The 15145-nt window shown below is 37.8% G+C and carries 15 protein-coding genes and 1 other annotated feature; of the genes, 5 read left to right on the plus strand and 10 right to left on the minus strand.

What is annotated here, in order from left to right:
- Window positions 1-38 precede the first annotated feature (38 nt).
- The 5 genes from mgtE to R6U77_RS01175 all read right to left on the minus strand — a co-directional run bounded on the left by mgtE (window position 39) and on the right by R6U77_RS01175 (window position 4614).
- Window positions 39-1415 (minus strand): magnesium transporter, encoded by a 1377-nt coding sequence (gene mgtE / locus R6U77_RS01155; protein ID WP_293929175.1) that lies wholly within the window; start codon window positions 1413-1415, stop codon window positions 39-41.
- A gap of 330 nt (window positions 1416-1745) precedes the next feature.
- Entirely contained in the window at window positions 1746-2648 is a 903-nt protein-coding gene (locus R6U77_RS01160) for an RluA family pseudouridine synthase (RefSeq protein ID WP_406601068.1), read from the minus strand.
- Window positions 2623-3420 carry an NAD kinase gene (locus R6U77_RS01165; protein WP_293929173.1) on the minus strand — a complete coding sequence of 266 codons (798 nt, stop codon included), beginning with the start codon at window positions 3418-3420 and terminating at the stop codon, window positions 2623-2625. Before R6U77_RS01165 ends, R6U77_RS01160 begins: the two co-directional genes overlap by 26 nt.
- Window positions 3417-4091, minus strand: a complete 675-nt coding sequence (locus tag R6U77_RS01170) for a GTP diphosphokinase (RefSeq protein WP_293929171.1) — start codon at window positions 4089-4091, stop codon at window positions 3417-3419. Before R6U77_RS01170 ends, R6U77_RS01165 begins: the two co-directional genes overlap by 4 nt.
- A gap of 142 nt (window positions 4092-4233) precedes the next feature.
- Window positions 4234-4614 (minus strand): UPF0738 family protein, encoded by a 381-nt coding sequence (locus tag R6U77_RS01175; protein WP_319837096.1) that lies wholly within the window; start codon window positions 4612-4614, stop codon window positions 4234-4236.
- A gap of 116 nt (window positions 4615-4730) precedes the next feature.
- Between R6U77_RS01175 and R6U77_RS01180 the strand changes: the two genes are divergently transcribed.
- From R6U77_RS01180 to R6U77_RS01195, 4 genes are all read left to right on the plus strand, one after another.
- Entirely contained in the window at window positions 4731-5330 is a 600-nt protein-coding gene (locus tag R6U77_RS01180; RefSeq protein ID WP_319837097.1) for a CYTH domain-containing protein, read from the plus strand.
- Window positions 5320-6009 carry a lytic transglycosylase domain-containing protein gene (locus tag R6U77_RS01185; RefSeq protein WP_319837098.1) on the plus strand — a complete coding sequence of 230 codons (690 nt, stop codon included), beginning with the start codon at window positions 5320-5322 and terminating at the stop codon, window positions 6007-6009. The genes R6U77_RS01180 and R6U77_RS01185 overlap by 11 nt, the downstream gene beginning before the upstream one ends.
- 302 nt (window positions 6010-6311) lie before the next feature.
- The gene (locus tag R6U77_RS01190; protein ID WP_293929163.1) at window positions 6312-6710 is read left to right on the plus strand and encodes a globin domain-containing protein; all 399 of its coding nucleotides are present in this window, start codon (window positions 6312-6314) and stop codon (window positions 6708-6710) included.
- Window positions 6707-7525 carry a DsbA family protein gene (locus R6U77_RS01195; protein ID WP_293929161.1) on the plus strand — a complete coding sequence of 273 codons (819 nt, stop codon included), beginning with the start codon at window positions 6707-6709 and terminating at the stop codon, window positions 7523-7525. Before R6U77_RS01190 ends, R6U77_RS01195 begins: the two co-directional genes overlap by 4 nt.
- Before the next feature lie 114 nt (window positions 7526-7639).
- On the opposite strand, the gene R6U77_RS01200 is transcribed toward R6U77_RS01195, so the two are convergent.
- The 5 genes from R6U77_RS01200 to spxA all read right to left on the minus strand — a co-directional run bounded on the left by R6U77_RS01200 (window position 7640) and on the right by spxA (window position 13334).
- On the minus strand, window positions 7640-8443 hold the full coding sequence (locus R6U77_RS01200; RefSeq protein ID WP_319837099.1) for an EcsC family protein: 804 nt from the start codon (window positions 8441-8443) through the stop codon (window positions 7640-7642).
- 393 nt (window positions 8444-8836) lie between these two features.
- Entirely contained in the window at window positions 8837-10645 is a 1809-nt protein-coding gene (pepF, locus tag R6U77_RS01205; RefSeq protein WP_293929157.1) for an oligoendopeptidase F, read from the minus strand.
- A gap of 46 nt (window positions 10646-10691) precedes the next feature.
- Complete coding sequence (locus R6U77_RS01210; RefSeq protein ID WP_319837100.1) at window positions 10692-11825, minus strand: competence protein CoiA; 1134 nt, start codon at window positions 11823-11825, stop codon at window positions 10692-10694.
- Window positions 11826-11940: 115 nt separating this feature from the next.
- Window positions 11941-12591, minus strand: a complete 651-nt coding sequence (gene mecA, locus R6U77_RS01215; protein ID WP_293929154.1) for an adaptor protein MecA — start codon at window positions 12589-12591, stop codon at window positions 11941-11943.
- Between the two features lie 344 nt (window positions 12592-12935).
- Window positions 12936-13334 (minus strand): transcriptional regulator SpxA, encoded by a 399-nt coding sequence (gene spxA / locus R6U77_RS01220; protein WP_293929152.1) that lies wholly within the window; start codon window positions 13332-13334, stop codon window positions 12936-12938.
- A 431-nt stretch (window positions 13335-13765) separates the two neighbouring features.
- Window positions 13766-13988: a binding site (T-box leader), on the plus strand.
- 55 nt (window positions 13989-14043) lie between these two features.
- On the opposite strand from spxA, the gene trpS reads away from it, so the two are divergent.
- Window positions 14044-15033 (plus strand): tryptophan--tRNA ligase, encoded by a 990-nt coding sequence (gene trpS / locus R6U77_RS01225; protein ID WP_319837101.1) that lies wholly within the window; start codon window positions 14044-14046, stop codon window positions 15031-15033.
- The last annotated feature ends 112 nt before the right edge of the window (window positions 15034-15145 follow it).

Below are 15145 nucleotides of genomic sequence, written 5' to 3' on the forward strand. Positions count from 1 at the left end.
CCTTTTTTTCATACGATATGCAGAATTGTGATGCTTTGTTACATAATTTGATTAATAAATGTTGTTGCTAAGCCTAAATAAATTAAAATACTTGTAACATCATTTAATGTTGTAATAAACGGCCCTGATGCTACCGCTGGGTCAATGCCTAGCTTATCCATTAATAGTGGAATAAATGAGCCCGCAATTGTCGCCACTAAAATGGAACAGCAAATTGCCGCACCAACTAATAAGCCAATCGTTATTTGGTGTTTCCAGAAGAAAATAATTGCGACAACGGTTACACCACAAGCAAGACCTGTAAATAACCCTGTTAAACATTCCTTCATCAGCAGCTTAAACTTACTTTGCTCATTAATCTCCCCTGTCGCAATCCCACGAATCGCAACCGCTAATGCCTGTGTACCACTATTACCAGATGTTCCTGAAATAAGTGGAATAAACACTGCGAGCAATGCAACCTTCTCTAATGTCGCCTCAAATTGCCCCATTAAATTTGCCGTAATCATGCCTAAAAACAGTAAAATAATAAGCCATGGTAAACGCGTCATTGCTGCCTTCAATGGGCCTGCATCAATATCGTCCGCATCGGAAATACCGGCAAGCTTCGAATAGTCATCAGATGCCTCTTCATCAATAACATCAATAATATCATCGACAGTAATAATCCCTTGTAGCTCATTATTGTCATCGATAACTGGAATCGCTAAGAAATTATAATCACGCATAATTTGCGCAACATCCTCCTGATCATCCCCCACTTTTACAGCAACGACACGCTCACTCATAATATCGTGAATTAATGTATCTTCATCCGCAATAATTAGGTCACGCAATGACATAACACCGACTAATTGTCGCTGATCATTGACAACGAAAATATAGTAAATTGTTTCGGCATTTGGCGCTTCATTGCGCAATACAGCCATCGCAGAACGCACTGTAGAGTTTTCCAAAATTGTGACATACTCAGTCGTCATAATTGCGCCAGCTGTATACTCTGCATAGCCTAATAATTCATTAATTTCCTCGACGGTTTCGCTGTCCATCATTTCCATTAAGCTTTCACGTTGATCATTATCTAGCTCATTTAATACGTCAACTGCATCATCCGTATACATATGGGACAGCATTGCCGCACCGTATGCTGGGTCCATCTCATTTAAAAATTGCTCATACTCATCATCTTCTAAATCGATGACTTCAAAGATTAACGCCATTTCTTCAGGAGACAAGTATATATAGATGGTTTGACGTATGTCTGGTCCCACCTTTTCATAAAATTGGGCCTGATCATACGGGTGAAGTGCTAAAAAATGCTCACGAAACGCATCGATTTCTTGTTCCATCAACAGCATTTGCAAAAATTCTTCATTGTAGCGCACTTCATTATTTTCACGTTTTGGTTCCACCATTCTTGTCCCCTCCTCTCAAAGTTCATCATACAAGCAATGTAGTAAGTTCGTAAATCATTATTTTAAAAAGACAAATAAAATTTACAATCACCGCAAAGTAGCTAGATTTTTCAAATCATTACTATCCATTATACCTTGATATAATTGCGTTCTTTCACGCTTATTTGAAAAAACTTCTTTGCAAAACTCGTATGACTCGCTAAATCATCATAAAATAATAAAAATCCACTTCGAACTTTTCATGTCTACGTGGATTTTTAGCAATCAATATAATCGTCAATCCTTACTTTAATCAATTCCGCCTCGACGGATGTCCAAACACCTGCTAAATCATAATAAGCTAGCCAATTCCTCTGGTAATTCGCTACTGAAAGATAATATTTCCTTCGTTAAAGGGTGCCGAAGCGTTAAGGAAACACAATGCAATGCTTGACGATTGATTATCTCCTTATCGCCGCCATAAAGCTCATCGCCTACAAGTGGATGACCTACATATGCCATATGTACTCGTATTTGATGTGTACGACCTGTGTGCAATGTTAAGCGAATATGTGACATGATGCAATCATTTAACCTACCGTATTTTATCACTTCAACATCTGTATGTGCAAATTGTCCGTCCTGTCGCACTTGTCGTTCAATAATGCTCGTCTCTTTTCGCCCAATCGGCTCAATAATCGACTGATTTGTTGCTTGCCCATAAACGATTGCCTCATATTGCCGATGTACATCACCTTGCTGCTGTGCCGCACTCATTAAATGATGGATATGTCGATTTTTAGCGATACAAAGCAAGCCAGATGTATCACGATCAAGTCGTGTCACAATATGGACAGTTGAAGCAAGCCCTTGCGCTTGAAAATAACCGAGAACAAAATTCGCTACACTATTATCTGGATGCTCGCGTGAAGGAATTGTACTCATATAAGCTGGCTTATCAATGACCAGAAGTGCCTCGTCCTCGTACACAATTGTTAAATGTCCTTGTTGTGGAATGAGTCCCTCACTTGCTTCCTCTTGCGGGAAGACAATTGTTACAATATCTCCCCTGACAACTCGATGACGTACATTACGCTCTATACTATTAACAAAAATTTTGCCACCATCAAATTTAATCGCTGTTAACGCCCGCTTCGAAATTCCACATAATGCAACCGCCTCACGTAACAGCATGTCCTGCTGTACTTCAAACTGTAATGTAAATGGATTATTCATTTGAAATAAACGAGTCATGCACACGCTCCCAAAATGGGAATGGACGGAATCTTGCAAAACGCACACGTTCTTGCGCAACATTAAATGCAATTGATTTAACATCGGCTTCTGTCAATTGAATATGATCAACAGTAATCGTAAAACGCTGATCATTCACTGGCTTTAACACGCATGTATGATGCGCTGGAAACACAAGTGAGGAGCCTACTGTACGAAACACCCTATTGTTAATAGATGCCATTTCTGTCAATTGAAAGGCTGGTAATGTTGGATGGATAATAGCTCCGCCCAATGCTTTATTGTATGCTGTACTACCAGATGGTGTAGATACGCATAAACCGTCACCGCGGAAGCGTTCAAATTGAGTACCATTTAATTCAACATCCATAACGAGCGTAACGTCTGGTGATTTAATTGTTGCTTCATTCAAAGCTAAATAATGGCTCGTCTCTGAATGATGGCGGTGAACATTCACTTTCAACAACGGGTATTCAACAACATTAAATTCCTTTTTCGCTATCGATAGTACAAGCTTCTCTAGTTCAGATGGTTTCCAATCGGCATAAAAGCCTAGATGACCTGTATGAATACCAACAAATGCTACCTTATCTAATCGATGTGTATAGCGATGGAATGCATGTAGAAGTGTTCCATCTCCACCGATAGACAATACAATATCTGGTTCTTCCTCATCTAGCGTTAACCCAAAGTCTTGTAAATATGATGTTGCGAGCTCCATCAATTCATTAGATTGTGCGTCACGGCGTGATTGAATTGCAAATGATGTCATGAGCTTACCCCCTTATCTTTTTCAGCATGTAATTTGACGCTTGGTGCTTCCTTTACTTCGTTGAAGTATACTTGTGCTTCTTGAATTTCATTGCGTATTTGCGACATTTCCTCATCTAAGCGAAACGCTGCTTCAGCTGCACTTTGCAAACGAGCCTGAATTTCTTCTGGAAAGGCACCTTTATATTTATAGTTTAATGAGTGCTCAATAGAGGCCCAAAAGTTCATTGCTAGCGTTCGAATTTGAATTTCCGCTAGCACCACCTTTTGACCATGAATTGTTTCTACAGGGTATTCGACAATCATATGATGCGAGCGATAGCCACTCGGTTTACTATGCGTAATATAGTCCTTTTCCTCGACAATCGTAAAATCCTCACGCTGCCGAATCAGTTCGGTTACTGTCGCAATATCATCGACAAATTGACACATAATTCGCAGTCCTGCGATATCTTGTAGCTCGTTGGCTAATTGTTGAGAAGGTTCAAATGTAATCCCTTTTTCTAAAGATTTATCATAAATACTCGCTAAAGGCTTCACTCTGCCTGTGACAAATTCAATTGGTGAATTCGCTCCAACAATATTAAACTGTGAGCGCATGCCTTTTAATTTTATTTTTAGCTCCTCTACTGCTTGCTTATAAGGGCTCAAAAAAACATCCCACTGACCCATTACAAAACCCCCTCATATGAAATAGCATCCCTATTTCAGCAATATATTACGCATTTTCATTTACTCCACAAATCGTAATATATGCAATCGAATTTATTGATTATGAGTAATTTTAATGATTATCTTAAATGTGCTTCATTACTTAATCAAGGTAAATTGCTGCAAATTGCTCACCTACAGCTTCAACAAATTCTTTACCGTAGTTTTCATTATCTTGAATATTCCACAATAAATACTCAAGTTCCTCTGCAAAGTTAGGGAGTGCTATATCAGGTGATAAAAATGGATCACATTTTTTCTCCACAACTTGCAATAATGCTGCCCATACCGTTTGAGGGAAACTCAAATAACTATACGCACCATCTTCCTCCACGATATAAATGAATGCCATATTATCTGAATCCACGATAACTTGTCCTATCGGTTGAATTTGAACCACCTGCTCACTATCGTGTAAACTAAAATAAATATCATTATGTATTTGTTCAAAGTTTTGAATTGTATATACTTTACGCACGTTCATGTACTTCCCTTCCAATCGTTCTCCCCCTATTTTACCATACGATGAAAAGGGATGCAGTGAGGTTTTTTTGAAAATAGTTAGCATGCAAAAAATAACGAAAAAAGGATGAAAATAAAATGAGTCATGGAATTGAAATCGAATTTAAAAATATGCTGTCGAAAACAAAATACGACGAATTGCTAACAGCATTCGACATTCAAGAGGAAGAAGTCGTTCGGCAGGAAAATCATTATTTCGACACAGCCGATTTTCAATTAAAGGCAATCGAAAGTGGATTGAGGATCCGTATATTACCAAATAAAATCGAATGTACATTGAAGGAAAAATCAAGCGACCATACACATATTGAAACAACGGACCTTTTAACAGAGGAACAGGTGCAACATATTTTGCAAGGAGGGCAATGGACAGCGCCAACTGTTGTTGCAAGATTACAAGAACGAGGCATTGCTACAGAGCAGCTTGCGCTATTCGGTACACTTGCTACAGAGCGTGCAGAAATTCCTTATGAGGGAGGATTGCTTGTGCTCGATCATTCTTTTTATTTGCAGCAAGATGATTATGAGGTAGAATATGAAGCAACAGATGAAATAGTTGGACGTACTATTTTCCAACAATTTTTGACTCATTACAATATTCCAATTGCACATGCAGATAAAAAAATTGCCCGTTTTGCGGCAGCACTACAGAGGGAGGAGCGTAACGATGGATATTAAAGCAATGAAAATATTAATGGAAATCCAAGCAATGCAATCCGTTGGAAATACAACATTGAATAACTCAAATAACACGTTGTTTAATGAAATGCTTGGCGATATTTTGCAAGCACAGCAACCAACGGGGTTAACAGCGGAGCTAGGTAGCGAGTTTTCATTAAGTCAAACTAGTGGACTAATAGGACCACAGACAAAGTATTTGGATGCTTTTTTATATGAAGGGGCCATTGCAAGCTCACCACTGGAGCAATACGTTAAAGATTATACAGGACAAGAGGCTTACAATGAGCTATTAGCAGGTGCTAGTCGTTATAAAGAGACAATCGCTAAAGCAGCTGCAACGTATAATTTACCTGAAAAATTAATTGCTGCAGTAATGAAACAAGAATCGAATTTCAATCCAGAGGTAGTTAGCACAGCGGGTGCAGTCGGCTTAATGCAGTTAATGCCCGGTACATCCAAATACTTAGGTGTACAAAACCCGACTGATGCTGAGCAAAATATAATGGGCGGTGCAAAATATTTACGCCAAATGTTAAACCAATTCGGTCAAAACCTTGAAACAGCATTAGCAGCCTATAATGCTGGGCCAGGCAACGTCAAAAAGTATGATGGCATTCCACCATTTAAAGAAACACAAAACTATGTACAAAAAGTTTTAAATTATTACAATGCTTAACGCTTCCTAAATTTGTTAACGAGCGCTTTGTTTGAGAAAAAGGATAGACGTTGTTAGAATAAATATAATGTCATAATCAATTACGCCTCAGTGTAATCGCGTCCAGATTTTTTCAGGCACGCTTGAAAAAAATCTGTGACATCCGCCGGAGGCTTTTATCTTGGTTCAGTGGGTGTTTGGACACCCGCTGAACCAAGGGGCATTCATTCCCTCGCTACTAGAGGAAGGGGTTTTCTCCTGAACCAAGATAAACACACACTTTAATATAGAAAATGTAATTGTAAGTACAAAGGAGTATCACTATGAATCGAAAATACACGATTCCTTACGAGGAACTTGGTGCTGAAAAGCTAGCTGAGCTAATTCATGCTTTTTATGCTCGCGTAGCAAAACATCCAAAGCTTATCCCGATTTTTCCAGAGGATTTAACTGAAACAGCTCGCAAACAAATCCAATTTCAAACACAGTACTTAGGTGGACCTAATTTATATACCGAGGAACATGGTCATCCAATGATGCGTGCTAGACATATGCCTTTTAAAATCACACCAGATCGGGCACAGGCATGGCTTGAATGTATGGCAGAGGCAATGGATGAAGTAGGCTTGGACGGAAAATTCCGTGAAGTTTATTATCAACGTCTTGTGCTCACTGCTCATCATATGGTCAATTCACCAAACGAAGAGGAGGAAACGGAGTGAATAATATTCAGATGATACCACAGTCTACTGCCTCCTTACCGACAATTAAACCAGTAGAGCTGTACATTTTCATCGACCCATTATGTCCAAACTCCTTTGCTATGCAGTCCATGCTACGTAAGCTGCAATTGGAATACGAGCATTATTTTTCTTGGCGCTATGTTTTAAGCACTGAACTAACATCATTAAATTGCTTAAGCAATCGCATTAAAGGTTGTTTGTCCGGTGACGAGCTAGATATTACCCATCCAGCATTGCCCTCTATCGCTATCAAAGCGGCTGAATTACAGGGCAAGCGCGCTGGCTCACGTTATTTATCAAAGCTGCAGGAGCATGCAGCACTACAAACTAAAAATATACTTTCACATGTCGCATTGACAGAAATTGCAGCTGAAGTGCAATTGGACATGAATGAATTTACAATTGATTTCGGCTCAAAGGAAGCAGCACATGCCTTCCAATGCGATTTATACATTACGCGTGAAATGGAAGTTCACGAAGTACCTAGCATTGTCTTTTTTAATGAACATGTTGAAGACGAAGGGTTAAAAGTAAGTGGTTTATATGACTATGAGGTGTATGAACATATTTTAGGAGAAATGATTCAAGGTCAGTTAGTACGTCAACCTCTTCCAACATTAGATGAATTATTTATTCGTTTCCAAACGCTCACGACAACTGAAGTTGCATCAATATATCAAATTGCTGAGCCAGTGGCCGAACGAGAATTAAAAAAGCGAATGCTCCAACAAAAAGTGGAACGACTAATGACAGACGACATCGCATTATGGCGTCTTAAAGGAAATATCGTTTAATCAAAAGCGCACTTTTATTTCATTTTATACAGAAAATGCCCGAAAAGATGATCTCTTCTCGGGCATTCTTTATGTTGAATGCATGTTATTTCACTTTTGATACAGACTTCTCTATCATTCTGTTTCTTTCAATTTCTCATAAATTCTTCTTTTTCTATATAGCATACTTCCCGTTTCTGCAATGTCTTGAATCATCCCTTTATTGGCATATGCCCCAAAGACAATCCCGACAATCGGTATCATTTGGAATAGCTTTTTCCAGCCAAATTGATCGCGATATGTGCTGAATACTTCCTGCCAGCCTTGCAGCTGTGCAATCATCGTATCAGATGTATGCTCGCTATCATGCATTGAGGAAATATCTTGTAAAATAGCTTGTTTCCCAACAATATCAGAGCTTGCAAACTGTAAGCATTTAATAATAAAGATACGCTCCATTTTATCGTTTGGATTATAGCCATGAATGATGGCAATTTCCTGCAACGTTTTCAATGCCGTACCTAAAATAAGTGGGATATCAATCGCTAATGTAAAAATACCTCCAACACCTGTAGAAGCCCCTTGCAGAGTAGCGAATTTTACACGCTCTTGTTGCAATTGCTCACTTAGTTCTATCATATACTGTACGGAAATCTGTCCAATATCCTGTACATCATGAATCTCCCAATGAGAGGAATAATGTCTGACTTTTGCCACCATAGCTTGTTCATTAATCAAATATTTACCACCAGATTGAATATAGCTCCCTAATTCATCCATTAATAAAGCAATCTTCTTCTGCATAAAGGAAGGGGTTAGCTTATCAAGCAATACAAAAGGCAATCTCCCTAGCTTTTCCCAAAACCACAGCCCTTGCTGATCCTTCTCCCACTTTCCAATATCCTGTAAATATTGCTGTAATTGCGCTTTATTTTCCATCTTCTCTACATCCTTTATATGGTTTAGATTACTATACGGAAAAATTGAAGAAAAGTTTCAAAAAACAAAAGAGGCGCCCTACTCTCGACAATAGGGCGCCTCTTACACAAAAGGGGATGGGAGAAATGTTCACGTTCAAACAAAGGGGTGTATGTTTGTTATGTGATGTATTTCACATGTATTACTTTATCACGGAACAACACCCGTTGCAACGCTTTACAGCTTGTTTCACAAAATCGTCATATAGTAAGCGGTTGCAAACAATCATATCTGAAAGGAACTTTCAAATATGATTGTTTGCGACGAGGATGACGCAGTCACCGCAGGAGCACTTTCCCCTTAAATAAAGTAAAAGGCTGTCGGAAAATGATTTTCCAACAGCCATTTTTCAAATTACTTCTCTAAAAGCAATTTCTCTAACTCATTTAATTTTTCTTCAAACACTTTACATGCTTCTGCAATTGGAGATGGTGATTCCATATCAACGCCCGCTGCTTTTAGTACTTCGATTGGGAAATTTGAGCAGCCTGCTTTTAAGAAGTTATTGATATAGCGCTCAACTGCTGGCTGACCTTCCTCTAAAATTTGCTTGCTTAACGCTGTTGCTGCACTTTGGCCTGTTGCATATTGATATACATAGTAGTTATAGTAGAAATGTGGAATACGTGCCCACTCTAAGCCGATTTCCTCGTCTACTACCATCGCATCACCAAAGTATTGTTTATTTAAGTTATAATAAACCTCTGTTAACTTTTCTGCTGTTAAAGCTTCACCATTGCGGTCCATTTCGTGAATAATATGCTCAAACTCAGCAAACATTGTTTGACGGAATACTGTACCGCGGAATCCATCTAACCAGTGATTTAATAAATAAATTTTTTGCTGTGGATCTTCTAGCGTGTTTAATAAATAATCGAATAATAGTTCCTCGTTACATGTTGATGCAACCTCAGCTACGAAAATTGAATAGCTTGAATATGGATATGGCTGATTTGCACGTGAATAATAGCTATGTAAGCTATGACCAAATTCATGTGCTAATGTAAATAAATTATCCACATTGTTTTGCCAGTTCATTAAAACGTAAGGGTTTGTGCCATATGTGCCTGATGAATAGGCACCACTACGTTTGCCTTTGTTTTCAAGAACATCTACCCAACGACTATCTAAACCTTTTTGTACGATTTCTTGATATTCTGTACCAAGCGGCGCAAAGCTTTTCACCATAAGCTCTTTTGCTTTATCGTATGGCATTTCTATTTTGGCTTCTTTAACAAGCGGTGTGAATAAGTCATACATATGCAATTCATCTAAACCTAGCACTTTTTTGCGCAGTTCCACATAACGATGCAGCACTGGTAAATGCTCATGAATTGTTGAAATTAATTGGTCATATACTTTTTCCGGAATGAAGTTATTGCTCATTGCAGCATGGCGTGCTGATTCATAATTACGCACTTTGGCATTGGCATTTTGTGACTTCACATTACCAGCCAATGTCGATGCAAATGTGTTGCGGAATTTGCCGTATGTGCCATACATTGCTTTAAATGCACCTTCACGTACTTCTCGATTATCACTCTCTAAAAATGAAATATACGAGCCGTGCGTTAATGGCACTTCTTCCCCATCATCATTTTTCACTTTAGGGAATTCAATATCTGCGTTATTTAATGCGCCGAATGTTTCACCAGACGCGTTTGAAACTTCAGACAATTGTGCAAGTAGCTCTTCCTTTTCAGCAGATAAAATATGTGGGCGACCTAAATTTAATTCTTTTAAGCTTTGCTCATATAATTTTAAGCCATCATGCTCTGCTACATATGCAGCAATTGTCGCTTCATCCAATGCTAAAATTTCCGGTGTAATGAATGATAATGCCGCACTCAATTTTGCACCAAGTGATTTCACTCGGCTATCCATCGCTTGATACGTGCCATTCGCCGTGTCTTGATCATGCTTTAAGTGACTGTATACGTATAGCTTGCTAAAACGCTCACTTACTAAATCGCTATATTGTAGCGTATCAAATAGCCCTTGAGCACCTGTTGCCACTTTTCCTTTATATTCTCCAGCTTGCTCTAATAAGCTTTGAATCGCTGTAAATTCCTGTTCCCATGCTTCGTCTGTTGGGTAAATAGATGTTAAATCCCAAGTTAACTCTACAGGAACCTCTTCACGTGTTAACACTTGTTTTGCCATTATAAATGCCTCCAAAAATTATATTACGAAATACCCTTTTATTTTCTCAATTCTTTTCTGAAAATGCAATCAATTCGCTAACTAAATGATGAAATATCGTCGTATCTTCAATTTTATTAGCAATCGTTTCAACACCTATCATACACAAAAAAGCGATATAACGCTCAACAACAAAAAATGCCTTCCTCGTCTGTGGCAGCCTAGCCCATCTTAAAAAAGCCCATATTTTCGCTTCGTCCAACTGCGAAATTTTGCTACCAAAAATGCAGAGAAAATAAAATAAATGGCTTTGCCATTCTGCGCTAAATAGAGAGATTGCCTCTCCTCCGCGAATCGGTATACCAATATAATTTGGCAGCTGCTCATAAGTAAGACGCTGTTCATAAAGTCCACGCAAAAATAAATCGTTCAAGCCCTTTCGATTAAAGAAAACTTTTGTTCGAAAAAAGCGGCTGCGTTGCACATTGTATAAATTTAATAACTCTTTGAATTGCACCTCCGTTAATGATCTTGGTACAAAAAATGGAAAGCATTGCTTCTCTAACAGCAAAGGCTGAACATTGGCAAGCCATGTGCGCCCATGCACATATTGCAAATTGCTAAAATAAATAAAGCGGCTAGATGCTATGTCATATGTGATTAAATAAAGCTCATTTTTATATCGTTTAAAAAAATGTTGGTAAAATTGGCTTACTGTTATTTTTCTTATGCCAAATGTGGGAATTTTATTCGGAGTTTTCACAATCCAAAGTGGAATAATGCCTTGCTTTTCATAGCCTGCGGTTCGTTCGCTAAATTGCTCAAACGGTATTACGCTACACTGAAATTCAATCGCATAACGCTGCTGTTGATGTATGACAAATAAATCGGGTCTTTGCTGTAGCTCAGATAAATAGCTTTCTAAAACTACATGTTCTACTCGCTTTTGAAAAAAGGAATATAGCTGCTGCTTTCCTAATAAATGCATAGGTGACTCACCCTCAGAGAATAATGCATCACAAGCACTTAATTTGTAGTGGGCAAAATGGGGAATTTTAACTCGTCCAATTTTTAATTGTACGGGCTGTTTACATTGTGGACAATAAAACGTAGTTGTTTGACGTAATTGCTGTAGTCTGTTTAAACATGTTTCTAGAGTAATAGTAATGAGTTTTCCATGTTCAGTGTGAGCAACTAACACTTTTTAACCTCCTTTCCTCCTTCCATTATAAATAAATTATCTGATTTTTCAAAACAAAAATGCAAAAAGCTGTCAGGAGAGTGATATGTTAACACACTTTCCTGACAGCTTTTCCTTATGCGAAATATTGAATGACTGTTTCGAAACAATCCTCTGGCATAATCGGCTGACCGTACTCCTCAATGCGATGAATTGTTAATTTTGTTGGCTGTAAATACTCCCTCAAAATTGCAATCGCATTGCGACGCTCATAAGTATCTGCCATTTCTGAAAAATCGACTGATAAATAATATTCATTATCTAATTTATATAGTGATGATGCCGCTCCATATGTCACTAGACGCTTAGCGACTGGTATTAATTCATCAATATCTTTAAATTTATAGCGAGCACTTACTAAATTTGTGCTTTCCTCATTATCTTCGTTTTCCATTGTTTCTAAAAGAGTTTCTTCCATTTCGCGTAACTGTGCTGCGATATCTTGATTGTCCTCAAAGCTATTTGTTAAGCTTTCACCATCATTGCTCATGTTTGCACGTGTAACAATGACTTCAAGCCCTTGCTCCGATGCATTCACATGGATCCAAATCGGCCCTTCTAAATCAAAATAATCGTCTGTATTGACTTCAGCCATGACATCCCAAAATAGCTCTTCACCTTTGGAACGGTTATACCAAATTTCTTCTCGGCTATAACCTCTGTCCTCAATATCTCTATACGTAATGAACAGCTTTAATGTATTGTCATTGATGCGTTCGATGTCCATTCGACCTCAACTCCCTTCACAGTCATTTGCTAAAAAGAACATGTATTGCTTATCATTTAACTTTTAAAGCTTTTTCATACATATTCATAACAGTGGAACATGCCACAATCATTTATAGAAAGTGCTAATACTTTTCTATAATTCTATTGTATGATGTTCCCGCAAAAAATGAAAAGGAAAAACACCAAAAACGCTAAAATTACCGAAAATTAGCCCTTAATTATTAGAATATTGAAACTACATTGTACTATGTTATAAATCGTAAAGCAAGTCCCACAAAAAAAGATGAGATTACCTGAAAAAATCATGTGCTAGCATGCTTTTCAGACAACCTCATCATCTTATTAATCAACCATTCGTTGTGCTTCCTGCAATTGGAATGCACGGACACCACGTGGTAAAAAACGTCGAATTTCATCTTCATTATACCCAACTTGTAAACGTTTCTCGTCTAAAATAATTGGGCGACGCAATAAGCCTGGATATTCTTGAATAAGCTCGTACAAACGTTGTAAAGGCAAGTTTTCCACATCTACATTCAACTTTTGGAATATTTTCGATCTAGTTGAAATAATTTCATCTGTTCCATCTTCTGTCATACGTAAAATTTCTTTAATTTCACTTATTGTTAATGGCTCTGAAAAGATATTGCGCTCTGTATAAGGTATATCATGTTCTTCAAGCCATGCCTTTGCTTTACGACAAGATGTACAGCTTGGTGATGTAAATAAAGTAACTTTCATTTCGTAACACATCCTTCCCTGTTGGAATCGATTATATTATTGAATTCTTAATTTAGAATTAATTTAATTTAACTACTATGGCTATTATACACTATAACACATACTTTGAATATAGGATGTCAACAAAAAACCCTTTAATTTAAAAAAATAATGAAATGTGACTAATTCTAAACTATTACTTGTATATGCAACAAAGTTTATAACAGTATAGTTATACCCAAACTGTCATACAACAAAACATGCGTTTGATTTTTTTCTCAATTAGTTATAAATAATCGAGAAAAACTATTCCTTCTATAACAAATACGTTTCTTGTGCTAAAAGGTTCCTTGCTATTACAACAAGATTAACCTTTTTGAATTTACTTTATACAAAGGTATTGCATTTTTTTACCTACATATACTATAATGTCAGTCATAATCAATTATATTTAAAAAACAATGAAGAAGAAGAGTATGCTTGAGTGTGGTGTTTAGAGAGTCTGTGGTTGGTGTAAACAGACCATCATACAAGCAGAATGGGCTTCCGAGTTAGCTTTGTGAACATATATTTAAGTAGCAAAGCTCGTCATACTTCACGTTACGAAGGTTAAGTGGCTCAACTTATGAGCAAGCTGGGTGGTACCGCGGATTCCAAACATCATTCGTCCCTACTATTTTTAAGTAGGACGCGTGATGTTTTTTTATTTAATTTGTAAGGAGGAATTCAAATGACAACAATTTTTTCAGGCGTTCAGCCAACAGGTACCATTACGCTCGGTAACTATATCGGGGCAATGAGGCAATTTCCAGCGTTACAAAATCAAGGTCAAGCGATTTATTGCATCGTTGACCAGCACGCAATCACCGTACCACAGGATCGCTTAGAGCTACGTAAAAGCATTCGAAGCCTTGCTGCGATGTATATTGCAGTCGGTATTGACCCGCAAAAATCAATTTTATTTATTCAATCAGAGGTTCCTGCACATGCACAAGCTGCATGGATGCTACAATGTGTCGCCTCTATCGGCGAATTAGAGCGCATGACGCAATTTAAAGATAAATCACACGGTAAAGAGTCAGTATCTGCCGCATTACTAACATATCCACCATTAATGGCAGCAGATATTTTGCTATATAATACAAATATCGTTCCTGTTGGTGAGGATCAAAAGCAGCATATTGAATTAACACGTGATTTAGCAGAGCGCTTCAACAAACGTTACAATGAGATTTTGACAATTCCAGATATTCAATTGCCAAAGGAAGGCGCACGCATTAAATCATTGCAAGAACCAACGAAAAAAATGAGCAAGTCCGATCCAAATACAAAAGCGACAATTCGCGTTTTAGATACACCAAAGGAAATTGAAAAGAAAATTAAATCGGCCGTAACAGATTCAGAAGGCATCGTGAAGTTCGATGTAGAAAATAAACCAGGTGTATCGAACTTATTAACAATTGAATCTGCATTATCTGGCGTTTCCATTGCAGATTTAGAAAAGAAATATGATGGTAAAGGCTACGGCGATTTTAAAGCAGGTGTAGCAGCTGCTGTTATCGAGCATTTAGCACCAATTCAAGAGCGCTATTATGCATTAATTGATTCCCCTGAATTAGATGATATTTTAGATACAGGTGCTGAAAAAGCGAATGCAATCGCAACGAAAACGCTTAAGAAGATGGAGAACGCCATGGGTTTAGGTCGAAAACGACGATAAATAGCACACATAGTGCAGCGACGGCTATGTATGGCTCGTACGTATTAAGTAAAAAAAGCCCGACCGCTGACCAAGAATATCCAAGCGTACGATAGTTTAAATACAAAATACA

Source organism: Lysinibacillus louembei (assembly GCF_033880585.1).
Lineage (GTDB): Bacteria > Bacillota > Bacilli > Bacillales_A > Planococcaceae > Metasolibacillus > Metasolibacillus louembei.